The organism is Pseudomonas sp. TH10, from assembly GCF_016651255.1.
Lineage (GTDB): Bacteria > Pseudomonadota > Gammaproteobacteria > Pseudomonadales > Pseudomonadaceae > Aquipseudomonas.
Genome location: NZ_JAEKEG010000088.1, coordinates 1 through 24588 on the forward strand (window position 1 = coordinate 1; position 24588 = coordinate 24588).

Genomic DNA, 24588 nt, shown 5'->3' on the forward strand with positions numbered 1-24588 from the left:
TTCGTATTCGATGATCGCCGCCATGGCAGCTTTGCGCGCGGTTTCCAGGTCCTTCGCCGCCACGGCCAGCACCGGCTGGCCGACGAACTGCACGTCATCGATGGCCAGCAAGGGATCGCCCGGCATCAACGGGCCGATGTCTTTGAGACCCGGCACGTCTTCGTGGGTGATGGCGATGCGCACGCCTTCGAAGGCATAGCAGGGGCGGGTGTCGATGCTGATGATTTTCGCGTGGGCGCGGTCCGACATGCGTGCGTACAGGTGCAACTGGTTCGGAAATTCCAGGCGATCATCGATGTACTGCGCTTCACCGGACACATGCTTGGCGGCGCTGTCGTGCTTGACGCTGCGGCCGACGCCAGAAGTCAGATCCTTGGCGAACAATTCAGCCAGTTCAGCCTGGGTTTTTTCTACGCCGTGATGGTTAGACATAAGCGGTCACCCGAGTCTCGATGTGCGGTGTTTGCAGTTCGATGAAGTATTTGCGCAGCAGGTTCTGCGCGCTGAGCAGGCGATATTCCTTGCTGGCGCGGAAGTCCGAGAGCGGGGTGAAATCTTCGGCCAGGGCGGCGCAGGCGCGTTCGACCACGGCGTTGTTGAACGGCGCGCCGAGCAACACGGTTTCGCAGTGACTGGCCCGTTTCGGAATCGCCGCCATGCCACCGAATGCCACGCGGGCATCGGCGATCCCACCGTTTTCAATGCGCAGGTTGAACGCGGCGCAGACGGCGGAAATATCATCGTCCAGGCGCTTGGAAACCTTGTAGGCGCGGAACAGTTGTTCAGCGCTGGCGCGCGGGATGATGATCTTCTCGATGAACTCGCTTTCCTGTCGCGCAGTCACGCGGTAGTCGATGAAATAATCTTCCAGGGCCAGGAGTGCGGCGGGTTTCGCCCTTGCACAGGACGATCTGCGCGCCCAAAGCGATCAGCAGCGGCGGCGAGTCGCCAATTGGCGAAGCATTACCAATGTTGCCGCCCAGGGTGCCCTGGTTGCGGATCTGCAATGAAGCGAAGCGCTGCAGCAGTCACCGAAGTCCGGGTACTCGGCCTTCAAGGCTTCGTAGCAGTCCGACAGGGCGGTGGCGGCGCCGATTTCCAGGCGATCGTCGAAGCGCTCGATGCGCTTCATCTCCGCGACGTTGCCGACGTAGATCATCACCGGCAGGGTGCGGTGGAATTGTGTGACTTCCAGCGCCAGGTCAGTGCCGCCAGCCAGCAGCCGGGCCTGTGGATAAGCATCATAGAGGTCGGCCAGGTCGGCCACGGTCAGCGGCACCAGGCAGCGTTTGTCGCCGCTGTTGAGTTCGCCGATATCGGTCGGCGCGATGGCTTTCAGGCGGGTAATGGTCTCGGCTTCGCGGGCATCGAACTGATCCGGTTGTTTGCCGCAGCACGATTGCTCGGCTGCCGCCAGAATCGGACGGTAGCCGGTGCAGCGACAGAGGTTGCCGGCCAGCGCTTCGTGGGCCTTGGCGTGATCGGGCGCATCGCTGTTCTTTTGCAGGGCGAACAGCGACATGACGAAGCCCGGGGTACAGAAGCCGCACTGCGAACCATGGCATTCGACCATGGCTTTCTGCACGCTGTGCAGTTCGCCTTTGTGCTTGAGGTCTTCGACGCTGATCAATTGTTTGCCGTGCAGCGACGAAACAAAGGTCAGGCACGAGTTGAGGCTGCGATAGCGAATGTGTTCGCGGCCAGCGTCATCCGTTTGCAACTCGCCGACCACCACGGTGCAGGCGCCGCAGTCACCGCTGGCGCAACCTTCTTTGGTGCCCGATTTGCCTACGTGTTCGCGCAAGTAATTGAGCACAGTCAGATTCGGGTCCAGGGCGTGCTCGCTACGGAGTTCCTGGTTAAGTAAAAACTGGATCACGGAAGGCCTCGCAGACTCATTATTGTTGTTAACCGACTTGAGCCGAATTTAGCAGCTCTGACTTTTCGGTCAATGGTTTTCTGACTTAAAGGTCAAGAAAATGCATTTCGTCGATCAACAACGTGTCTATTCAGTATTGACCCTCAATGGATCCCCTGCTTTTTTGCGGGATTCGTGCCAAAAACCGCTGAGTGGGCACTCCGCCATGAGCCTGCATTTGCGCTACACTGCGCCGCTTGTGCAGATCGATAGAGTTTGAAGGACAACCATGACGTTCAAGGCGCCGGACAGCCTCGCCGAGCAAATTGCTCACCACCTCGCCGAACGCATCATTCGTGGCGAAATGAAGCCAGGAGAGCGCATCCAGGAACAGAAGGTCACGCTGGCACTCAATGTCAGTCGCGGATCGGTCCGCGAAGCCCTGCTGATCCTCGAACGCCGCCACCTGATCGCGATCCTGCCGCGCCGTGGTGCGCACGTCACCGAATTGACCGCGCACAAGGTGCAGAGCCTGTGCACGCTGATGTGCGAGCTGTACATCCTGCTTGGCAACTCGGTGGCCAATGGCTGGCAAGTGCAGGCCGACATGGCGCCGTTCGTGCAAATCCAGCAGCGCCTGACCGCCAGCTTCGAGCGCCAGGACATCCGTGCGTTTGTCGACGACAGCTTCAGCGTGATGCGCGCCGCCTATCCGTTCGCCAACAACCCGTACCTGCAGGAAACGGTCGAGAACCTGCAACCGGCGATGAGCCGCGCCTACTTCCTCGCCCTCGAACAGCGCAAGGCCTCCATGAGCGAGTTCCTCGAACTGTTCGAGCGCTTGCTGGCCGCCGTGCTTGCCCGTGATTTGCCGCAGATCCGCATCGTGCTGACGGCTTACGCCCAGCGCAGCTGCGATCTGGTGGTGTCTGCCCTGACGGTCGCCTAAGCGTGCGGCTCAAGTGCATCAAGCTGGCGGGATTCAAATCCTTCGTCGACCCGACCACGGTGAACTTCCCCAGTAACATGGCGGCAGTCGTCGGGCCGAACGGTTGCGGCAAGTCGAACATCATCGACGCCGTGCGCTGGGTGATGGGCGAAAGTTCGGCGAAGAACCTCCGTGGCGAGTCGATGACCGACGTCATCTTCAATGGCTCGACCAGCCGTAAACCGGTGAGTCAGGCGAGTATCGAGCTGGTTTTCGATAACTCCGATGGCACGCTGCTGGGCGAATACGCGGCCTACGCGGAGATTTCCATTCGCCGCAAAGTGACCCGCGACAGCCAGACTACTTATTACCTCAACGGCACCAAATGCCGTCGTCGCGACATCACCGATATCTTCCTCGGCACCGGCCTCGGCCCGCGCAGCTACTCGATCATCGAGCAGGGGATGATCTCCAAGCTGATCGAGTCCAAGCCCGAAGACCTGCGTAACTTCATCGAAGAAGCCGCCGGCATCTCCAAGTACAAGGAGCGTCGGCGCGAGACCGAAAACCGTATCCGCCGCACTCACGAAAACCTCGCTCGCCTGACCGACCTGCGTGAAGAGCTTGAGCGTCAACTCGAACGCCTGCACCGCCAGGCTGAAGCGGCGAAGAAGTATCAGGAATTCAAAGCCGAAGAGCGTCAGCTCAAGGCGCAACTGTCGGCCCTGCGCTGGCAGGATCTGAACGATCAGGTCGGCCAGCGTGAGTCGATCATCGGTACTCAGGAAGTCAGCTTCGAAGCGCTAGTCGCCGAGCAGCGCAATGCCGATGCGAGCATCGAGCGGCTGCGTGACGGGCACCACGACCTGTCCGAACGCTTCAATCTGGTGCAGGGGCGCTTCTATTCGGTCGGCGGCGACATCGCCCGGGTCGAGCAGAGCATCCAGCACGGTCAGCAACGTCTGCGGCAGTTGCAGGATGATCTGAAAGAAGCCGAGCGCGCTCGACTGGAAACCGAGTCGCACCTCGGTCACGACCGCACGTTGCTGCTGACCCTCGGCGAAGAGCTGGACATGCTCACCCCCGAACAGGAAGTCACCAGCGCTGCCGCCGAAGAAGCCGCCGCTGCGCTGGAAGATTCCGAAAGCGTCATGCACGGCTGGCAGGAGCAGTGGGACACCTTCAACCTGACCGCCGCCGAACCGCGCCGTCAGGCCGAAGTGCAGCAGTCGCGCATCCAGCAGCTGGAAACCAGCATGGAGCGCCTGGCCGACCGGCAGAAGCGCCTGGGTGAAGAGCGCGCGTTGCTTTCAGCCGACCCGGAAGACGCCGCGATCATGGAGCTCAGCGAACAGCTGGCGGCCAGCGAGGCGACCCTGGAAGACTTGCAGGCCAGCGAAGAAGCCCAGGTCGAACGCCTGGAGCAGTTGCGCCAGGAGCTGCAGCAGGCGCTGTCGGCGCAGCAGCAGGCCCAGGGTGATCTGCAGCGGCTCAACGGTCGGCTGGCGTCCCTGGAAGCCCTGCAGCAGGCCGCGCTCGATCCGGGTACCGGTACCGCCGAATGGTTGCGTGAACAGCATCTGGCCGACCGCCCGCGCCTGGCCGAAGGCCTCAAGGTTGAAGCAGGCTGGGAGCTGGCGGTAGAGACCGTACTGGGTGCCGACCTGCAAGCCGTGCTGGTGGATGATTTCAGCGACTACGACCTGGCCGGTTTCGCCCAGGGCGACCTGCGCCTGCTGAGCCCGGCCAGCGATGGCCTGCGCGTGCCCGGCAGCCTGCTGGACAAGGTCGAGGCGCAAATAGACCTGGCACCCTGGCTGGGGCAGGTCAAGCCGGTCGACAGCCTCGAACAGGCCCTGGCGCTGCGCGGCCAGTTGAGCGCCGGCGAAAGCCTGATCAGTCGCGACGGTTACTGGGTCGGCCGGCATTTCCTGCGGGTGCGCCGGGCCAGCGAAGCCGAGAGCGGTGTGCTGGCGCGGGGCCAGGAAATCCACAACCTTGGCCTTGAGCGTGAAGAGCGCGAAGCCACCGTCGAGACCCTGGAAACCCAGCTGCAGAATCTGCGGGCGCAACAGCGGCAGCAGGAGAACGGCCGCGAACATTTGCGTCGCCTGTTGCAGGACGAAGCGCGCCAGCAAGGCGAATTAAAAGCCCAGTTGTCCGCCGGCAAAGCCAAGGCCGAGCAGCTGTCATTGCGTCGCACCCGGCTCGACGAAGAACTCACCGAGCTTGCCGAACAGCGCGCCCTGGAACACGAAAACATCGGCGAAGCGCGCATGCAGTTGCAGGAAGCCCTCGACGCGATGGCGCTGGACACCGAGCAGCGCGAATTGCTGCTGGCCCAGCGCGACAGTCTGCGCGAGCGCCTCGATCGCGTGCGTCAGGAAGCGCGACAGCACAAGGATCACGCCCATCAACTGGCCGTGCGGCTCGGCTCGTTGCGCGCCCAGCACGACTCCACGCGTCAGGCGCTGGAGCGTCTGGAAATGCAGGCCGAGCGCCTCACCGAAAAACGCGAGCAGTTGAGTCTGAACCTGGAGGAGGGCGAGGCGCCGCTGGAAGAGCTGCGCCTGAAACTCGAAGAGCTGCTCGACAAGCGCATGACTGTCGACGAAGAACTCAAGACCGCGCAGATCGCTCTGGAAGACGCCGACCGCGAACTGCGCGACGCGGAAAAACGCCGGACCCAGGCCGAACAGCAATCGCAGTTGATTCGCGGCCAACTCGAACAACAGCGCATGGAATGGCAAGCCCTGACCGTGCGCCGCAAGGCGTTGCAGGATCAATTGCTCGAAGACGGCTACGATCTAAACGGCGTGCTCGCGACATTAACTGCGCAAGCCAGTGAACGTGAAGCCGAAGAAGAACTCGAACGCATCAGTGCGCGGATTCAACGCTTGGGCGCGATCAACCTCGCGGCCATCGACGAATACACGCAACAGTCCGAGCGTAAACGTTATCTGGATGCCCAAGACGCCGATCTGGTCGAAGCACTGGACACCCTGGAAAACGTTATCCGCAAGATCGACAAGGAAACCCGAAACCGCTTTAAAGATACCTTTGATCAGATCAATGGCGGTTTACAGGCACTTTTCCCAAAAGTTTTCGGTGGTGGGCGGGCGTATTTGGAACTGACGGGCGAAGATCTACTCGATACAGGGGTGACGATCATGGCGCAGCCGCCCGGAAAGAAGAACAGCACCATCCATTTGCTCTCCGGCGGGGAAAAAGCCCTGACGGCGCTGGCACTGGTTTTTGCGATCTTCAAGTTGAACCCGGCGCCGTTCTGCATGCTCGATGAAGTTGACGCACCGCTGGATGACGCTAACGTTGGACGCTACGCACGATTGGTCAAAGAGATGTCGCAGACCGTGCAGTTCATCTATATCACCCACAACAAGATCGCCATGGAAATGGCCGAGCAGTTGATGGGCGTAACGATGCATGAGCCGGGTTGTTCGCGACTGGTAGCCGTGGATGTCGAGGAGGCGATGGCGATGGTGGACGCCTGAGGCGTATTTCGCAGGAAGGGACTACAGGTGCGAATGACGTGTTTGAGGGCCTTGTCCTACAGCTAATTTGACATATTCGCACTGGGCGGGAAGACAGACGGTGTAAAGTTGTCTTTGGTCGTGCTAGTTTAATGTCAATTTTTCGTATACGTGGGCAAAACGCCTGTCAGAACATAGAGTTGGCGCCACGTTTTAAAGCGGTTTGCGAGTTGTAAACCCCTTATTTTTCAGCATTTTTTATAGAGGCACGGGATTACATGGAAATCGGTCTGCGCGAGTGGCTGATCGTCATCGGCATCATTGTGATAGCCGGTATTCTTTTCGATGGCTGGCGCCGTATGCGCGGCGGCAAGGGAAAACTGAAATTCCGTCTTGACCGAAGTCTGTCCAACCTGCCGGACGAGGACACCAGCGCCGAGCTGTTGGGCCCGGCCCGCGTCCTGGACAACCATAAAGAACCGCAGCTGGACGAACACGATCTGCCGTCGGTGAGCATGCCGGCCCGCGAAGCACGTGAGCCTCGCGAATCCGGTTCGAAACGTGGCAAACGTGGCAGCAATGGTCCGGCTCAGGGTGACCTGAACCTTAACCTCGATCTGGATGACGGCCCGAGCTTCAGCAGCCGCGATGACGATTTCGTTGAAGACACCAAGCCTTCGCCGGCGGTTGTTGACAAGGATCAGCCGCAAGCTGAAGAAGTTTTGGTGATCAGCGTGATCTGCCGCGACGCTGCCGGCTTCAAAGGCCCGGCACTGTTGCAGAACATTCTGGAAAGCGGTCTGCGTTTTGGCGAGATGGATATCTTCCACCGCCACGAAAGCATGGCCGGTAACGGTGAAGTGCTGTTCTCCATGGCCAATGCGGTCAAGCCGGGCATCTTTGATCTGGACGACATCGACCATTTCAGCACGCCTGCGGTGAGCTTCTTCCTCGGCCTGCCAGGCCCGCGTCACCCGAAGCAAGCCTTCGACGTGATGGTGGCTGCAGCCCGCAAGCTGTCGCAGGAACTGAACGGTGAGCTGAAAGATGACCAGCGCAGCGTGTTGACCGCGCAGACCATCGAACACTACCGTCAGCGCATCGTCGAGTTCGAACGTCGCGCCCTGACCCAGAAACGATAGAGGCAAAGATCGCAGCCTCGTTTTACTCGACAGCTCCTACAGGGACCGCGTTCTTTTCTGTAGGAGCTGTCGAGTGAAACGAGGCTGCGATCTCTTGATCCAGATAAGATTGAGCAGCCTCGGCTGCTCTTTTGCTTTATGAGAGACCATCCATGACCGCCGCCAAAAACCGCATTCTCGAGCTGCGCGCTGAACTCGATCAGCACAACTACCGCTACCACGTCCTCGACGAGCCGAGTATTCCGGACGCCGAGTACGACCGGTTGTTCCATGAGCTCAAGGCCCTTGAAGCCGCGCATCCGGAACTGGTCACCAGCGACTCGCCGACCCAGCGCGTTGGCAGCGCGGCATTGTCGGCGTTCACACAGGTACGTCACGAAGTGCCGATGCTCAGCCTCGGTAATGCCTTCGAAGAAACCGACATGCGCGAGTTTGATCGCCGCGTAACGGAAGGTCTGGATCTGCCGGTCGGCGATCTGTTCGGCGGCAGCGCGGCGGTTGAATACAGCTGTGAGCCGAAGCTCGATGGCCTGGCGGTCAGCCTGTTGTATCAGGATGGCGTACTGGTGCGTGGCGCGACGCGCGGCGACGGCACCACCGGTGAAGACATCAGCGTCAACGTGCGCACCGTGCGCAACATTCCGCTGAAGCTGCACGGCGAAGGCTGGCCGGCGACGCTGGAAGTGCGCGGCGAAGTCTTCATGTCCAAAGCCGGTTTCGAGCGCCTCAACGCCTCGCAGCTGGAAGTCGGCGGCAAGACCTTCGCCAACCCGCGCAACGCAGCTGCCGGCAGCTTGCGTCAGCTGGATTCGAAGATCACCGCCAATCGTCCGCTGGAATTCTGCTGCTACGGCATCGGTCAGGTTTCCCACGATATTGCCGACACCCACATCGGCAACCTCAAGCAGTTGCAGAAATGGGGCATGCCGATCAGCCACGAGCTGAAACTGGCCAAGGGCATTGACGAGTGCCTGGATTACTACCGCGACATCGGCGAGCGCCGTAGCTCGCTGACGTATGAAATCGACGGCGTGGTGTTCAAGGTCAACAGCATTGCCGATCAGCGCGAACTGGGCTTCCGCGCCCGCGAACCGCGCTGGGCGATTGCGCATAAATTCCCGGCGATGGAAGAACTCACCGAGTTGCTCGACGTCGAGTTCCAGGTCGGCCGTACTGGCGCTGTTACGCCGGTGGCACGACTGAAACCGGTCAAGGTTGCCGGCGTCACCGTGGCCAACGCCACGCTGCACAACATGGATGAAGTGGCGCGGCTGGGGCTGATGATCGGTGACACCGTAATCATTCGCCGTGCCGGTGATGTGATCCCGCAAGTGGTGCAAGTGGTGCTGGAGCGCCGCCCGGAAAACGCCCGGCCAGTGGCGATTCCCGAAAGCTGCCCGGTGTGCGGCTCGCACGTCGAGCGCACGCAACTGATCAAGCGCAGCAAAGGCAAGGAAACCGTCAGCGAAGGTGCGGTGTATCGCTGCGTCGGGCGTCTGGCCTGCGGTGCGCAACTGAAGCAGGCGATCATCCACTTCGTTTCGCGTCGTGCGATGGACATCGAAGGCCTGGGCGACAAGAGTGTCGAGCAGTTGGTCGATGAAGGTCTGGTCAGTTCGCCAGCCGATCTGTACGCGCTGAAATTTGACGACATCGTCGACCTGGAAGGCTTTGCCGAGGTCTCGAGCAACAAGCTTCTAGCGGCTATTGAAGACAGCAAAAAGCCGAGTCTGGCGCGGTTCATCTATGCGCTCGGTATTCCCGATGTCGGCGAAGAGACGGCCAAGGTGCTGGCGCGCTCGCTGGGCTCGCTGGAGCGTGTGCAGCAAGCCTTGCCGCAAGTGCTGACGTATCTGCCGGATGTCGGTCTGGAAGTCGCGCACGAGATTCACAGCTTCTTTGAAGATGCGCATAACCAGCAGGTGATTACTGAATTGCTCGGTCATGGTTTGCAGATTCAGGATCAGGGTGAACTGGGCGCCGAGTTCGCCGCCAGCACCACGCTCGGTGGTTTCCTCGACAAACTGCACATCCCTTCGGTGGGACCGGGCGGTGCGCAGAAACTGGCCGACAAGTTCGGTTCGCTGGAAGCGGTGATGAACGCCGATTGGCTGGACATGCGTCAGGCATTGCCGGAGAAGCAGGCGAATTCGGTTCGCGAGTTTTTTGCGGTTGCAGAGAATCGGCAGCTTGCTGAAGCATCCGAAGAGCAACTGCGTAAATTCGGTATGCATTGGCAGAGCGAGAAGAAAGTCGTCGAAGGCTTGCCGTTGTCCGGCGAGACCTGGGTGTTGACCGGTTCGCTGGAACTGATGAGTCGTGACGTCGCCAAGGAGAAGCTGGAAAGCCTGGGCGCCAAGGTCGCAGGCTCGGTATCGGCCAAGACCCATTGCGTGGTGGCAGGACCGGGTGCGGGTTCGAAGCTGGCCAAGGCCAACGAGCTGGGGCTCAAGGTGCTGGACGAAGAGGCGTTTGTCGGGTTCCTGAAAGACCACGGCGTCCCGATCTGACAAACAGGATCAAAAGATCGCAGCCTTCGGCAGCTACAGGGCGCTCACACCACCCCCGTAGGAGCTGCCGGAAGGCTCGGGCCGCGATCGGACGATCTTTTGATCCACCCAACAAAACTCCGGGAACGATATTCCAGCCCCAATGATCTAGTCTTGGCCAGCCCCAGGGAGAGATCGCCATGTACCGCTTCTTCGAACAGCTCAGTTCCCGCATCGCCGCGCCTTTTATCAGCGAGACGTCCCGCAACAGCAAGGTCTGGCAGTGCCGCTGCGGGCAGTCGCTGTTCTTCAGTAACAGCCAGTGCCTGGCCTGCTCGGCAATGCTGGGCTATCAGCCGGAAAAAGCCGCCTGTCCTCCCTGCAACCTGGCCCGCAGCCCGACACCTGGCTGCTCGACGCCGAGCCCGAGGCAGGGCTGCTGCGCCGTTGCGCCAACCTCGACTCCCCAGCCGCCTGCAACTGGCTGCTGCCGGCCGATGACCACAACGCCCTGTGCATGGCCTGCAGCCTTAACCACACCATTCCGGACCTGACCATCACCGAGAATCACGAACGCTGGCGCAAGGTCGAGACGGCCAAGCGCCGTCTGGTGGCGCAACTGGTCAGCCTGGGGTTGCAGGTGATTCCCAAGACAGTCGACGAAGACACCGGTCTGGCATTCGACTTCATCGGCGTCGATCTCGAAGGGCAGGCGCCCACCACCGGGCACGCCAACGGCCTGATCACCCTGGACATCAAGGAAGCCGACGACGCCCATCGGGAAAAATCCGGGTGCAGATGCACGAACCTTACCGCACGCTGCTCGGGCACTTCCGCCACGAGGTCGGTCATTACTACTGGGACCGCCTGATCGCCAACAGCCACTGGCTGGAGCCGTTTCGCAACCTGTTCGGCGACGATCGCGCCAGCTACGCCGAGGCGCTCGATCGCCATTACCAGCAGGGCGCCCCCTGGACTGGCAGCAACACTGCGTCAGCGCCTACGCCACCATGCACCCCTGGGAAGACTGGGCCGAAACCTGGGCGCACTACCTGCACATGATGGACGCCGTGGACACCGCATTGGGGTTTGGCATGAGCGCCCGGGAGATGGATTTCGACTACCAGCCATTTCCGCTCGACACCCTCTACGACCCCCAGCATCCCGGTGGCCCGGCGTTCCTGTCCTTCGTCAACGCCTGGATCGAACTCGCCGGCATGCTCAACGAACTGTCACGCAGCATGGGCCAGCCGGATTTCTACCCCTTCGTCCTGCCACCAGCGGTGATCGCCAAGCTGCACTTCATCCACCTGGTGATCCAGGAGGAGGGTGGCCGGGCGGATGAGGTATTGGCGCAAGCATAATTCCGGCTGGTGCTGCCGAAGGCTCGGGCCGCGTTCGGACGATCTTTAAGGGCCAACGCATGTCATTGACCGGACTCATATTTTTTTATCCTGTTGAACGGTTGTAACTTCGTCTCAGATAGGTACAATGGCGCGGCTTGCCGACAGGCAAGCGTCGTTATGGTGACCCCATCGGTCCCCCCGCAACGATTACCCGTGAACCTGGTCAGAGCCGGAAGGCAGCAGCCACAGCGGGAACATTGTGTGCCGGGGTGTGGCTGATGGGGTTACCACCTATCTCCAAGTCGTTGCGCCTGCAACGATGCTCCAGTCAAAAACCTCAAAATGCGCCAGCGTCCAGATCACCTCAGCGGTGAACTCTGACGGGCAAGCGTGCTTGCAGCGGATTTTGTAAATTTCTGCGCTTCGAAAATAGCGATTAACCTGATATCGACAGTCCCATCCTCGCGATGAGGAACAGCAGTAGAATCAGAAAAAATACTCGAATAAATCCGCTGCCATAACGTAGGGCTAGAAATGCCCCGGTCAGCGAGCCTGCGATATTGCACAGGCCAACGACTCCACCGACAGCCCATAAAATGTTGCCCGATGGAATAAAAAACAGCAGTGCGGCGCTGAATGTCCCCAGGTTAACCAGTTTTGCCGAAGCTGAAGCATTTAAAAAATCAAACCCGAAAAACTTCACAAAAACAAAAAGAAGCAGGCTGCCGCTGCCCGGCCCGAAGACGCCATCATAAAAGCCGATTAAACCTCCGAAAAATACACCAAGCAGGAGTTCTCTTCTCCCGCATTGTATGGCAGTGCTGAATCGGCCTAAGTTCTTTTTGATAAAGGTATAGATCGCCATTGCCACCAAGATGATAAAAACTGCATATTCCATAAACTTTTTCGGAATGAGAGAAACCGATAGCGCGCCAAGGTAAGCGAATATAAATGCTGAAATCATGGTTGGAAGCATGAGCTTCCATACAATTCTAACTCTCTTCACGTAAGTGGATATGGAACAGAGGTTGCCGGCCAAGACAGCCAGTTTGTTGGTTCCAAAGACTGTGGCAAGACTATGGCCGGGTAGCGCGTGTATCAGTGCCGGCACCTGGACCAGTCCACCTCCGCCAACCGCAGCGTCAATCAAGCCGCCACAAAAAGCAAAAAAACCTAGCGCGATTAAAACTTGCTCGACGTCCATCAGGTATCCAGTGATTAATGCGGCCATGGGCTTCTATTAATTGGAAGAGCATTAGAAGCAGGGCAGGCCCGCACACTAATTGCTTGAGGAGTGCGCAACAAGTGCTTTATAGTGATTCAAACATTCACTTAAAATGAGCGATATGTAAATGGAGCTGTCGCAGCTGAACATGTTCAAGGTGGTCGCTGAGCAAGGCAGTATCGTTCGGGCGTCCGAGTTGTTACATTGTGTTCCGTCAAACATAACAAACAGAATAAAGTTGTTGGAACAGGAGTTGGGCGTATCGCTTTTTATCAGGCAGGGCAGGGGGCTAGTGATCAGCCCCTCCGGGAAGTTGTTTCTCGGCTACACAAATATAATCCTTTCGTTGTGCCAGGAGGCTCGCGGAGCGCTTGATCCTGGGGCTGAGCCGGCAGGGGTATTGAATATTGGCGCGATTGAATCTTCCGCCACCGGCAGGTTGCCCAAACTGTTATCCAGGTTTCATCAACATCATCCCGCTGTGCAGATGCAATTCAGCACCGGGGTCTGGTCGCAGTTAGTGAATGACGTCCTCGCTTATAAACTGGACGGTGCGGTGATTGCGGTCAAAAATCAGCATCCGGATATAGAGCACATGGAAATCTATAAAGAGGAGCTGGTGTTAATCGCTTCACCCCGCCTCGGAAAAATCCACACCCCGCAGGATTTGAGGGGCAAGGCCTTATTCATGTGGCCCGAAGGATGTCCTTACCGAACAGCGCTGACGAGTTGGCTAGGTGAGCATCGAGTACCTGCTGCCATTACCAGCATAGCGAGCTACGGCACTATCCTCGGTTGTGTGAGCGCTGGGGCAGGCGTTTCCCTTGTGCCAAGGGGTGTTTTTGAGCAGTTCAGGATGATCGGGGACCTGGAAGGGCACACCTTCGCCGAACTGATGCCGGTCCAGAATTATTTCATATGGAACAGGCACTCAACGGCGCATCGCGCGCGCGACGCGTTTGCAGACTTGCTGGAGGATGAGTTCAAGCCGATCGCGCCCTAGGGCTTGCCGATATACAGCCGGATAATCTCATCAATCTCCCCCGACATTTTCATCCGCAGCAACGTGCGCAAGATCCGCTGCACTGGCACTTTCGGGTCATTCCTCACATAGCAACCGACCTTCTGTTCTTGCAGCACTGCCACCCCTTGCAGTTGTTGCGCGGGCATCAAGCGCTGGTTAAACCAGTCCAGCGTCCACTGATTGCTCACCGCATAGCGATAACGCCCGGCCAGCAGCTTCTCCAGCACTTGTTCCTGATTGCGCGCATCTTCACGGTCGAGCTTGTCGGCGTCGAACAGCGGTTGCAGGGTCGGGTAGATGTAGCCGCGCACCGTGCCGATCGACTGGCGCGTCAGATGGGCCGGGTCGCGCGGAAGTCAGCGGGTCAGGGCGGCTCAGCAGCACATCGGGCTGAACCCACAGCGGCAGACTCCAGATGTAATCCCCCGACTGATTTGGCAGCCACGACTGTGCGGCATAGCAGCGCACATCAATTTCGCCGTGTTCCATCGCGCTCTGCACCCGGGCGCGCGGCAGGACGTGGAATTCGGCGGGCATTGCGACCTGAGTCGCCAGGCTGAGCATCATGTCGTAGAGAATGCCCTGCGTCGGTCGGCCGCGTTCGAATTGCACCATCGGCATCGCCCAGCTGTCGGGCATGGCGAAGCGCAACGGGGTTTCCGCTGCCGTTACGCTCAGGCTGACTCCCAGCAGTGCCCCCACGGCCCAACGCATAAACGCTCCGGTATTTCCCCGTCCCGAGCCGATAAAAGCCTCTGCTGATGCAGCTTAGTCATATTAGAGAAGGACACCGGATGCAATTTTGCCCTTGCTCCGCTAGCATTAGCCGCTTCAGCTTCCTTCGTTGCGACGGTTTTCGATGAGTTATCAGGTTCTTGCACGTAAATGGCGTCCGCGCTCGTTCCGCGAAATGGTCGGCCAGACCCATGTGCTCAAGGCTCTGATCAATGCCTTGGACAGCCAGCGGCTGCACCACGCGTACCTGTTCACCGGTACGCGCGGGGTGGGTAAAACCACGATTGCGCGGATCATTGCCAAGTGCCTGAACTGTGAAACGGGCATCACCTCCACGCCCTGCGGCGAGTGTTCGGTGTGCCGTGAAATCGATGAGGGGCGCTTCGTCGACCTGATCGAGATCGACGCCGCGAGCCGGACCAAGGTCGAGGACACCCGCGAACTGCTCGACAACGTGCAATACGCCCCGAGCCGTGGGCGCTTCAAGGTCTACCTGATCGACGAAGTGCACATGCTTTCCAGCCATTCCTTCAATGCGCTGCTGAAAACCCTCGAAGAGCCGCCGCCGTACGTCAAGTTCATCCTGGCGACCACCGACCCGCAGAAACTTCCGGCAACGATTTTGTCGCGTTGCCTGCAGTTCTCGCTGAAGAACATGACGCCGGAACGCGTGGTCGAGCATCTGACCCACGTTCTCACTGCCGAAAACGTGCCGTTCGAAGACGATGCACTTTGGCTGCTCGGTCGCGCTGCTGACGGTTCGATGCGGGACGCCATGAGCCTGACCGATCAGGCCATCGCTTTCGGCGAAGGCAAGGTGCTCGCTACCGATGTGCGAGCGATGCTCGGCACTCTCGATCACGGTCAGGTCTATGACGTCCTGCATGCGTTGATCGAAGGCGACGCCAAGGCATTGCTCGAAGGCGTGCGTCACCTGGCCGAGCAAGGTCCGGACTGGAATGGCGTGCTCTCGGAAATTCTCAACGTGCTGCACCGTGTGGCCATCGCTCAGGCGCTGCCTGAAGGCGTCGACAATGGGCAGGGCGACCGCGATCGGGTGTTGGCGCTGGCGCAGGCCTTGCCGGCCGAAGACGTGCAGTTCTATTACCAGATGGGCCTGATCGGGCGCCGCGATTTGCCGCTGGCACCGGATCCGCGTGGCGGTTTCGAGATGGTCCTGCTGCGGATGCTGGCCTTCCGGCCCGCAGACACGGCGGACGCTCCGAGGCAACCGCTAAAGCCAGTGGGGATCAGCCAGGCCACAGTTGATTCCGCAAATTCAGTGGCTGCCGCGCCGGTTGTTGCGCCGGTAGTCGCTACGGCAGTTGCACCTGTTGTTGCTGCACCCGTTGTTGCTCCAGCACCCGTTCCAGCGCCTGAGCCAGTTGCGCCGGTTGTGGTGCCAGAGCCAGTGGTGGAGCCGGTCGCCATCGAGGAGGTGGTCGACCTGCCGTGGAACGACCCGGTCGAGCCCGAGGTCGTGCTGCAGCCCGCCGTCGAGCCGATGCTGGAGACCGCTGGCGAGCAGCCCGAGTTGCCACCGATGCCGCTGCCCACGCCAGACAGCGTGGTGCCGGATGCGCCGGAGTGGGCCGCCGCGCCGATTCCCGAGCCGTCCGTGGCAGAAGTCGATGCCGCCACGTCGGGCATGGACATGGACGACGAGCCGCCGCTGGACGAGGATTACATCGAGCCAGACATCGACTCGGCCTACAGCTACCTGGATGAGCTGGCCAGCGAGCACGCCGCTGAACCGGCCCCGGAACCCGAGCCAGAGCCCGCTGCGGCGCCGGCCACAGGTCTGGCGTTGCAATGGCTGGAGCTGTTCCCGAAATTGCCGATTTCCGGCATGACCGGGAGCATCGCTGCCAACTGCACGCTGATTTCCGTCGAAGGCGACAACTGGTTGATGCACCTGGATCCGGCGCACAGCGCGTTGTTCAACGCCACGCAGCAGCGTCGTTTGAATGATGCATTGAACCAGTTCCACGGGCGCACGCTGACCTTGACCATCGAGCTGATCAAGCCTGAGCAGGAAACCCCGGCCCAGGCCGCGTCCCGTCGCCGCGCCAACCGTCAGCAAGAGGCGGAGGAGTCGATTCACGGCGATCCGTTCATCCAGCAGATGGTTCAGCAGTTTGGCGCGGTGGTGCGACACGATACTATTGAACCTGTCGACGCCTTGGTCACCCAAGGCTAATAACTGAAGGCGCTCGGCCTCCATGGCCGGGCGCTGTTTTGATCCAAGTACTTTTGAGGTGATTCCCATGATGAAAGGTGGCATGGCCGGCCTGATGAAGCAGGCGCAGCAGATGCAGGAAAAAATGGCCAAGATGCAGGAAGAACTGGCCAACGCCGAAGTCACCGGTAAGGCCGGCGGCGATATGGTCACCGTGGTGATGACCGGTCGTCACGACCTCAAGCGCGTCAGCATCGACCCGACCCTGCTGCCGGGGCTGGACGAAGATGACCGTGAAGTGATCGAAGACCTGGTCGCTGCCGCCGTCAACGACGCCGTGCGCAAGATCGAAGCCAGCAGCCAGGAAAAAATGGGCGGCATGACTGCCGGCATGAACCTGCCAGCCGGTATGAAACTGCCATTCTGATTCGCCATTCGGCGGCAGATGGGCTACACAAAATGCCAGGCATCGCGCCTGGCATTTTTGTTTCCGCCGGTTGCTCATGTGCGACCGGCCCGCCGCCTTCGCGGGCAAGCCCACTCCCACAGGGATTGAGGCGTGCTCCCGTTCCTCGCGGGCAAGCCTTGCTCCCACAGGATAGAGGTAGGCCTGTGGGAGCGGGCTTGCCCGCGAAGCAGTCAACTCGGTCTACCCGACGAAACATCGAACGCCCCACCACCAAAAAGGTCTGCTCCCTATACCCCCCATTTAACGATCAAGGAGAAGCTCACATGCCAGATGCATTGACCCTTAACCAACGCATCGTCCTTGCCTCACGCCCGGTTGGCGCGCCGACCCCGGAAAACTTCCGCCTCGAACGCGAAGCCCTGCCGGATCTGCAAGACGGTCAGGTACTGCTGAAAACCCTCTACCTGTCGCTTGATCCCTACATGCGTGGGCGCATGAGCGACGCGCCGTCCTACGCTGCGCCGGTAGAAATTGGCGAAGTGATGACCGGTGGTGCCGTCAGCCGTGTCGAGGATTCACGTCATCCGAAGTTTCATAAAGGCGATCTGGTGGTCGGCGCCACCGGTTGGCAGAGCCACAGCATCAGCGACGGCCGTAACATCATTCCAATCCCGTCCGGGCTGCCGAGCCCGTCGATGGCCCTCGGTGTGCTGGGCATGCCCGGCATGACCGCCTACATGGGCCTGATGGACATCGGCCAGCCGAAAGAAGGTGAAACATTGGTGGTGGCCGCCGCTTCCGGCGCGGTCGGCTCGGTGGTCGGCCAAGTGGCGAAGATTAAAGGTCTGCGCGCCGTCGGCGTGGCGGGCGGTGCCGAGAAGTGCAGGTACGTGGTTGAGGAGTTGGGTTTTGACGCCTGCATCGATCACAAGAGCCCGAGTTTCGCCGAGGACCTGGCATTGGCGTGCCCCAAGGGCGTGGACATTTATTACGAAAACGTCGGTGGCCACGTATTCGACGCGGTCGTGCCGCTGCTCAACCCCAAAGCGCGCATTCCGCTGTGCGGTCTGATCGCTGGCTACAACGCCTCCGAGGCGCCGCAAGGTCCTGATCGCCTGCCGATGCTGCAGCGCACACTGCTGACCAAACGCGTGCGCATTCAGGGCTTTATCGTGTTTGATGACTACGGCGACCGTCAGCCTGAGTTCGTCAGCCACATGGTGCCGTGGGTGCGTGACGGCAAGGTCAAATTCCGCGAGGACGTGGTCGAAGGCCTTGAGCAGGCGCCCGAGGCGTTTATCGGTCTGCTGGAAGGGCGCAACTTCGGCAAACTGGTGGTGAAGGTCGCCCAGGACTGAGTATTTGACGCTGGCCAGAGGCGCGGGTATAAACCGCGTCTCGTTGTTTTGTCGGACTTTTTACCCATGAGCTTCAGCCCTTTGATTCGCCAACTGATCGACGCTCTGCGCACCTTGCCGGGCGTGGGTCAGAAAACCGCCCAGCGCATGGCGTTGCAGATGCTCGAGCGTGACCGCAGCGGCGGTTTGCGTCTGGCCCAAGCCTTGAGCCAGGCCATGGAGGGGGTCGGCCATTGCCGGCAATGCCGCACGCTGACCGAAGACGATCTGTGCCCGCAATGCTCCGATACACGCCGCGACGACACGTTGCTGTGCGTGGTGGAGGGGCCGATGGACGTTTACGCGGTCGAGCAGACCGGTTTCCGTGGACGCTACTTTGTCCTCAAGGGGCATTTGTCGCCGCTGGATGGGCTTGGACCTGAGGCGATCGGCATTCCGCAGTTGATCACGCGGATCGAAGAAGCGGGCACGTTTACCGAAGTCATTCTCGCGACCAACCCGACGGTTGAGGGTGAAGCCACGGCGCACTACATCGCGCAGTTGTTGCAGAACAAAGGCCTGATCGCTTCGCGGATTGCCCACGGCGTGCCGTTGGGTGGTGAACTGGAGCTGGTCGATGGCGGCACGCTGGCGCATTCGTTTGCCGGGCGTAAACCGATCACTCTGTAACCTCCGCGATGACGCCATCGCGGGCAAGCCTTGCTCCCACAGCGCCCACTGCGCCGAATATCTCCCACACCGCACACGGCGCCGAATATCTGTAGGAGCGAGCTTGCTCGCGATGAACCCGAGGGCGCCGCGGGGTATCAGATTTCCTGCGTCATCGTTAACGACCATCGCGAGCGAGCTCGCTCCTACATGTTTTGGTTGAAAACCAAGCAAGCGCTCGGTTAACGTCGGCGAACCCTTCAGTGGAGCTCGCCGATGCCTGCCTTTCAGGAATACTTCGACCCCAGCCACCAATTGGTCCGCGACAGCGTCAGACGTTTCGTCGAGCGTGAGATCCTGCCGGACATCGATCAGTGGGAAGAAGCCGAAAGCTTCCCTCGTGAGCTGTACCTGAAGGCGGGCGCTGCCGGAATACTCGGTATCGGTTATCCCGAGGCGCTCGGAGGCAGCCATGAAGGCGATCTGTTCGCCAAGGTCGCCGCCAGTGAGGAGCTGATGCGCTGCGGCTCTGGCGGCCTGGTGGCGGGTCTGGGCTCGCTGGATATCGGCCTGCCACCCATTCTGAAATGGGCCAGGCCAGAAGTCCGCGATCGAGTTGTGCCCCAGGTGCTCAGCGGCGAGAAGATCAGCGCCCTGGCGGTGACCGAGCCGAGCGGCGGCTCGGACGTCGCCAACCTGCAAACCCGCGCCGTCCGCGAGGGCGATGTCTACCGGGTCAGCGGCAGCAAAACCTTTATCACCAGTGGCGTACGCGCCGATTTTTATACCGTCGCGGTGCGCACCGGAGCGCCCGGTTTCGGCGGCATCAGTCTGTTGCTGATCGAGAAGGGCACCCCAGGTTTCACCGTCGGCCGTCAGTTGAAGAAAATGGGCTGGTGGGCGTCGGACACGGCTGAATTGTTCTTCGACGATTGCCGCATACCTGTAGGAAACCTGATCGGCGCCGAGAACATGGGCTTCGCTTGCATCATGGGCAATTTCCAGAGCGAGCGCCTGGCACTGGCGCTGATGGCCAACATGACGTCACAGCTGGCGCTGGAAGAAAGCCTCAAGTGGGCACGTCAGCGCGAGGCGTTCGGCAAGCCCATCGGCAAATTTCAGGTGATCAAGCATCGATTGGCGGAGATGGCCACAGCGTTGGAGGTTTCCCGGGAATTCACCTACCGCCAGGCGGCGAAAATGGCGGCTGGGCAGAGTGTGATCAAGGAGATTTCCATGGCGAAGAATTTTGCCACGGATACGGCAGATCGTATTACTAGCGATGCGGTGCAGATTCTCGGCGGGCTGGGGTATATGCGCGAGAGTTTGGTGGAGCGGCTGTATCGGGATAACCGGATCTTGTCGATTGGCGGGGGACTCGGGAGGTGATGAACGAGATTATCAGCAAGCAGATGGGGCTTTGAGGTTGGCGGTATGGCGACTGACGCCATCGCTGGCAAGCCAGCTCCCACAAAGATCCGCGCGGTATACAAATCTTGTGCAGGTCAAAGAACCCTGTGAGAGCACATGGGGCTGTGAGGTTGGCGGTATGGCGACTGACGCCATCGCTGGCAAGCCAGCTCCCACAAAGATCCGCGCCGTACACAAATCATGTGCATGACAGAGAACCCTATGGGAGCTGGCAAGCCAGCTCCCACAAAGATCCTCGCCGTACACAAATCATGTGCATGACAGAGAACCCTGTGGGAGCTGGCAAGCCAGCTCCCACAAAGATCCGCGCCGTACACAAATCATGTGCATGACAGAGAACCCTGTGGGAGCGGGCTTGCCCGCGATGGCGTCGGAACAGGCGACTTACTTATCAGTCAACGCAAACTGCGTCAGGCAAAAAGTCGGTATCCCCATATCTTCCAGCTTCTGCGACCCACCCAGCTCCGGCAAATCAATAATCGCCGCCGCTTCATGCACCCGCGCGCCCATGCGGCGAATCAGGTTGGCCGCCGCAATCAGCGTGCCGCCGGTGGCGATCAAATCATCAAACATCACCACTGAATCGCCTTCACACAGGCTGTCGGCGTGCACTTCCAGAAACGCTTCGCCGTACTCGGTCGCGTAACCTTCAGCCAGCACGTCGGCCGGCAGTTTGCCTTGCTTGCGGAACAGCACCAGCGGCTTGTTCAACTGATAGGCCAATACCGAGCCGATCAGGAAACCGCGCGCATCCATCGCGCCGATGTGGGTGAAGTCGGCTTCTACATAACGGTGCGCGAAGCTGTCCATCACCAGGCGCAGGGCCGTTGGCGATTGAAACAGCGGGGTGATGTCGCGAAAGATCACGCCCGGTTTCGGGAAGTCGATCACAGGGCGGATAAGGGATTTGATATCGAAGGAGTCGAAGACCATCGTCGAGTTGTCCTGGCAGGGCTGCAAACGGCGCAGTATACCCGCGGCTGAAACGCTTCGCTCAACCGCGGATCGAGATCAGCCGTCGATCGAACCGCCGGCGAGCGCGCAGAGCTGGATCGGGTCGAGGATGTGGATCTCTTTGCCCTCGGCGGCGATCAACTCGTTCTGCTGGAAGCGCGTGAATACGCGGGACACGGTTTCCACCGCCAGACCTAGGTAGTTGCCGATTTCATTGCGCGACATGCTCAGGCGGAACTGGTTGGCCGAAAAGCCGCGAGCGCGGAAGCGCGCGGACAGGTTGACGAGGAAGGTTGCAATGCGCTCGTCGGCGGTTTTCTTCGACAACAGCAGCATCATTTGCTGGTCATCGCGGATTTCGCGGCTCATCACGCGCATCAACTGACGGCGCAATTGCGGCAATTGCAGGGCCAGTTCGTCGAGGCGTTCGAAGGGGATTTCGCAAACCGAGGTGGTTTCCAGCGCCTGGGCGGACACCGGGTGTTTCTCGGTGTCCATGCCGGACAGGCCGACCAGTTCGCTCGGCAGGTGGAAGCCGGTCAATTGCTCTTCGCCACTGTCGCTCAGGCTGAAGGTCTTGAGGGCGCCGGAGCGTACTGCATAAACGGAATCGAACGTGTCGCCCTGACGGAACAGGAACTCGCCCTTTTTCAGCGGGCGGCCACGTTTGACGATGTCGTCCAGCGCATCCATGTCTTCCAGATTCAGTGAAAGTGGAAGGCACAGCGGGGCCAGGCTGCAATCCTTGCAGTGGGCCTGACCATGAGCGCGCAGTTTGACTGGCTCGGACATTTCTTCAATCCTTGTGGGAAAAACACACATAAGACGTAAGGGTAACCCACCAGAGGACTATCCGACCAGCACGCGGCGATTTGACCCAGGTCATTAGATCACCTTGGAAAACCGCTCGCGGTTGTGTTGTCCCAGATAACGATCGAACACCATGCACACCGAGCGCACCAGCAATCGCCCGGCGGGCAGTACAGTGATGCGATCGTTGTCGAGCTCGATCAGGCCATCGTTGGCCATGCCTTGCAGTTGCGGCCACAGCGCGCCGAAATAACCTTGAAAGTCGATATTGAACATCTGCTCGATCTCGGCAAATTCCAGGCTGAAATTGCAGATCAGTTGTTGAATCACTGCCCGCCGCAGTCGGTCGTCGGCGTTGCACACCAGGCCACGGCTGGTCGCCAATTGCGCGGCGGCGAGGGTGTTCTGGTATTCGTTGAGGTCGCTGCTGTTCTGGCAGTACAGATCACCGATCTGGCTGATCGCGGAGACCCCCAGACCAATCAAATCGCAATGACCGTGGGTGGTGTAGCCCTGGAAGTTGCGTTGCAGCGTTTCTTCTTCCTGGGCAATCGCCAGTTCATCGTCGGGCAGGGCGAAGTGGTCCATGCCGATGTAGCGGTACCCGGCGGCGGTCAGTTGTTCGATGGTGCGCTGCAGCATTTCCAGCTTCTGCGCCGGGGTCGGCAACTCGTTGCTGTTGATCCGCCGCTGGGGCATGAAGCGTTCTGGCAGGTGGGCGTAGTTGAACACCGACAGCCGATCCGGCTGCAGCGCGATGACTTCCTCGACGGTGCGGGCAAAATTGTCCGGCATTTGTCTTGGCAGGCCGTAGATCAGGTCGATGTTGATCGAGCGAAACTGCAGGGTGCGCGCGGCGTCGATCACCGCGCGGGTTTCGTCCAGGCTCTGCAGGCGATTGACGGCTCGCTGCACGGCAGGGTCCAGGTCCTGCAGGCCGATGCTGACGCGGTTGAATCCCAGTTCGCGCAGCAGGCCCATGGTTGACCAGTCGGCCTCGCGCGGGTCGATTTCGATGCCGTAATCGCCAGAGTCGTCATCCAGCAGATTGAAGTGTTTGCGCAGGTGCGCCATCAACTGACGCAGTTCGTCGTGGCTGAGAAAGGTCGGGGTGCCGCCGCCAAAGTGCAGTTGCTCGACTTTCTGCGCGGGGTCGAGGTGGCAGGCGATCAGCTGGATTTCCTGCTCCAGGCGTTGCAGATACGGCAGTGCGCGGCCGCGATCCTTGGTGATGACCTTGTTGCAGGCACAGTAGTAGCAAATGTTCGCGCAGAACGGCACGTGCACATACAGCGACAACGGGCGCAGGGCTTTGCGACTGTCGCGCAGGGCATGGAACAGGTCGAAAGTGCCGACCTGACTGTTGAATTGCACGGCCGTCGGATACGAGGTGTAACGCGGCCCCGCCAGGTCGTAGCGGCGGATCAGATCAGAGTCCCAACGAATGGCGTCGAGCATGCGGGCATTCCCCCGGATAGGCTGGCAGTGTGGCGAGTCTATCGGGGTGCGGCGATGGGGCTGTTGATTTGTATCAACGGGGAGAGGTGTGTTGGTCATGCAGGCCTCTTCGCGAGCAGGCTCGCTCCCACATTTGAACGGTGCCGCAACACAAATCTCCTGTGGGAGCGAGCCTGCTCGCGAAGGCCACACCGCCGATCTAATGGCCCATCAACCAATGCTGATGCGGGCCGGGCAGGGTCCAGATGCCGAAGAGGATCACCAGCAATCCACCGGTCATCCGCACGCTGCGTTTGCGCAGCAGCGCGGTGACTCGCTCGGCGGCCAGGCCTGTGGCGAGCAAAACCGGCCAAGTGCCGAGGCCAAACGCGAGCATCAACAACGCACTGTCCAGCGCATTGCCCTGGCTCGCCGACCACAGCAGCGTGCTGTAAACCAATCCGCACGGCAGCCAGCCCCACAACGCGCCAAGCAATAGCGCGCGGGGCAGGCTGGACACCGGCAGCAAACGGTTGGCCACCGGTTGGATGTAGCGCCACAAACCGCGCCCTAGGCTTTCGATGCGCGTCAGGCCGCTCCACCAACCGGCCAGATACAAGCCCATGGCAATCAACAGCAGCCCGGCCAGCACGCGCATGAACATCGCCGCCGGGCTGTTGGCCACCGCCCAGCCCGCCAGGCCGATCAGCAGTCCAGCGGTCGCATAACTGAGGATTCGCCCCAGGTTGTACGCCAATAGCAGCCGAAAGCGCCGGCTGCGCTGCTCCTTGGGGATCGCCAGGGTCAGGGCGCCCATCAAACCGCCGCACATGCCCAGGCAATGACCGCCACCGAGCAGGCCCAGGATCACCGCAGACACCAGCAGGGGTGCCAATTCAAGCATGGGGCGGGGCCTTGTCTTCAGGCTTGTCCACGTGACCACTGGCCTCGTCGACTGCAGCCGTGTGCTTGGGGTCCTGGTCGTCGAACAGAATGCTGTGGGCCGGGCCGTCGAGGTCGTCGTACTGGCCGCTGTCGACGGCCCAGAAGAAAATGTAGATCGCAATGCCCACGATCAGCAGCGCGGCCGGGATCATCACGTATAAGGCTGGCATGGGTTCACT

The 24588-nt window shown here is 60.2% G+C and carries 15 protein-coding genes, 1 other RNA gene and 5 pseudogenes; 12 read left to right on the forward strand and 9 right to left on the reverse strand.

Annotated features, from left to right (window positions below):
- Positions 1 to 432, reverse strand: a pseudogene (locus tag JFT80_RS13830) (xanthine dehydrogenase molybdopterin binding subunit); the annotation flags it as partial.
- Positions 425 to 1879 (reverse strand): annotated as a pseudogene (xdhA, locus tag JFT80_RS13835) (xanthine dehydrogenase small subunit). The pseudogenes xdhA and JFT80_RS13830, both read right to left, overlap by 8 nt.
- 268 nt (positions 1880 to 2147) lie before the next feature.
- On the opposite strand from xdhA, the gene JFT80_RS13840 reads away from it, so the two are divergent.
- The 6 genes and pseudogenes from JFT80_RS13840 to ffs all read left to right on the forward strand — a co-directional run bounded on the left by JFT80_RS13840 (position 2148) and on the right by ffs (position 11538).
- Positions 2148 to 2807 carry a GntR family transcriptional regulator gene (locus JFT80_RS13840; RefSeq protein WP_201148231.1) on the forward strand — a complete coding sequence of 220 codons (660 nt, stop codon included), beginning with the start codon at positions 2148 to 2150 and terminating at the stop codon, positions 2805 to 2807.
- 2 nt (positions 2808 to 2809) lie between these two features.
- Positions 2810 to 6298 carry a chromosome segregation protein SMC gene (gene smc / locus JFT80_RS13845; protein WP_201148232.1) on the forward strand — a complete coding sequence of 1163 codons (3489 nt, stop codon included), beginning with the start codon at positions 2810 to 2812 and terminating at the stop codon, positions 6296 to 6298.
- A gap of 257 nt (positions 6299 to 6555) precedes the next feature.
- A complete protein-coding gene (zipA, locus tag JFT80_RS13850) occupies positions 6556 to 7419 on the forward strand; it encodes a cell division protein ZipA (RefSeq protein WP_201148233.1) in 864 nt (287 codons plus the stop codon).
- A gap of 152 nt (positions 7420 to 7571) precedes the next feature.
- Positions 7572 to 9929 (forward strand): NAD-dependent DNA ligase LigA, encoded by a 2358-nt coding sequence (gene ligA / locus JFT80_RS13855; RefSeq protein ID WP_201148234.1) that lies wholly within the window; start codon positions 7572 to 7574, stop codon positions 9927 to 9929.
- A 179-nt stretch (positions 9930 to 10108) separates the two neighbouring features.
- Positions 10109 to 11272: pseudogene (locus JFT80_RS13860) on the forward strand (putative zinc-binding metallopeptidase).
- A gap of 169 nt (positions 11273 to 11441) precedes the next feature.
- Positions 11442 to 11538, forward strand: an RNA gene (ffs, locus tag JFT80_RS13865) — signal recognition particle sRNA small type.
- Positions 11539 to 11690: 152 nt separating this feature from the next.
- On the opposite strand, the gene JFT80_RS13870 is transcribed toward ffs, so the two are convergent.
- Positions 11691 to 12458: a TSUP family transporter gene (locus tag JFT80_RS13870; protein ID WP_201148246.1), complete on the reverse strand. Its 768-nt coding sequence runs from the start codon at positions 12456 to 12458 to the stop codon at positions 11691 to 11693.
- A gap of 148 nt (positions 12459 to 12606) precedes the next feature.
- Between JFT80_RS13870 and JFT80_RS13875 the strand changes: the two genes are divergently transcribed.
- The gene (locus JFT80_RS13875) at positions 12607 to 13482 is read left to right on the forward strand and encodes a LysR family transcriptional regulator (RefSeq protein ID WP_201148235.1); all 876 of its coding nucleotides are present in this window, start codon (positions 12607 to 12609) and stop codon (positions 13480 to 13482) included.
- Here the strand turns inward: JFT80_RS13875 and JFT80_RS13880 are convergent.
- A pseudogene (locus JFT80_RS13880) lies at positions 13479 to 14217 on the reverse strand (substrate-binding periplasmic protein). The gene JFT80_RS13875 and the pseudogene JFT80_RS13880 overlap by 4 nt on opposite strands.
- 145 nt (positions 14218 to 14362) lie before the next feature.
- On the opposite strand from JFT80_RS13880, the gene dnaX reads away from it, so the two are divergent.
- The 5 genes and pseudogenes from dnaX (at position 14363) to JFT80_RS13905 (ending at position 20256) form a co-directional block, all read left to right on the forward strand.
- On the forward strand, positions 14363 to 16438 hold the full coding sequence (gene dnaX, locus JFT80_RS13885) for a DNA polymerase III subunit gamma/tau (protein ID WP_201148236.1): 2076 nt from the start codon (positions 14363 to 14365) through the stop codon (positions 16436 to 16438).
- 67 nt (positions 16439 to 16505) lie between these two features.
- Positions 16506 to 16844 carry a YbaB/EbfC family nucleoid-associated protein gene (locus JFT80_RS13890; protein WP_053118768.1) on the forward strand — a complete coding sequence of 113 codons (339 nt, stop codon included), beginning with the start codon at positions 16506 to 16508 and terminating at the stop codon, positions 16842 to 16844.
- A 305-nt stretch (positions 16845 to 17149) separates the two neighbouring features.
- Positions 17150 to 18184: an NADP-dependent oxidoreductase gene (locus tag JFT80_RS13895; RefSeq protein WP_201148237.1), complete on the forward strand. Its 1035-nt coding sequence runs from the start codon at positions 17150 to 17152 to the stop codon at positions 18182 to 18184.
- Positions 18185 to 18250: 66 nt separating this feature from the next.
- Positions 18251 to 18853: a recombination mediator RecR gene (recR, locus tag JFT80_RS13900; RefSeq protein WP_201148238.1), complete on the forward strand. Its 603-nt coding sequence runs from the start codon at positions 18251 to 18253 to the stop codon at positions 18851 to 18853.
- A 255-nt stretch (positions 18854 to 19108) separates the two neighbouring features.
- Positions 19109 to 20256, forward strand: a pseudogene (locus JFT80_RS13905) (acyl-CoA dehydrogenase family protein).
- A gap of 391 nt (positions 20257 to 20647) precedes the next feature.
- Here JFT80_RS13905 and JFT80_RS13910 read toward each other — a convergent pair.
- From JFT80_RS13910 to ccoS, 5 genes are all read right to left on the reverse strand, one after another.
- The gene (locus JFT80_RS13910; RefSeq protein ID WP_045060280.1) at positions 20648 to 21196 is read right to left on the reverse strand and encodes an adenine phosphoribosyltransferase; all 549 of its coding nucleotides are present in this window, start codon (positions 21194 to 21196) and stop codon (positions 20648 to 20650) included.
- A gap of 78 nt (positions 21197 to 21274) precedes the next feature.
- The gene (fnr, locus tag JFT80_RS13915) at positions 21275 to 22009 is read right to left on the reverse strand and encodes a fumarate/nitrate reduction transcriptional regulator Fnr (protein ID WP_201148239.1); all 735 of its coding nucleotides are present in this window, start codon (positions 22007 to 22009) and stop codon (positions 21275 to 21277) included.
- A 93-nt stretch (positions 22010 to 22102) separates the two neighbouring features.
- Positions 22103 to 23485 (reverse strand): oxygen-independent coproporphyrinogen III oxidase, encoded by a 1383-nt coding sequence (gene hemN / locus JFT80_RS13920; protein ID WP_201148240.1) that lies wholly within the window; start codon positions 23483 to 23485, stop codon positions 22103 to 22105.
- A 199-nt stretch (positions 23486 to 23684) separates the two neighbouring features.
- Complete coding sequence (locus tag JFT80_RS13925; RefSeq protein WP_201148241.1) at positions 23685 to 24368, reverse strand: sulfite exporter TauE/SafE family protein; 684 nt, start codon at positions 24366 to 24368, stop codon at positions 23685 to 23687.
- Positions 24361 to 24579 (reverse strand): cbb3-type cytochrome oxidase assembly protein CcoS, encoded by a 219-nt coding sequence (gene ccoS / locus JFT80_RS13930; protein WP_045060277.1) that lies wholly within the window; start codon positions 24577 to 24579, stop codon positions 24361 to 24363. The genes JFT80_RS13925 and ccoS overlap by 8 nt, the downstream gene beginning before the upstream one ends.
- Positions 24580 to 24588: the final 9 nt, after the last annotated feature.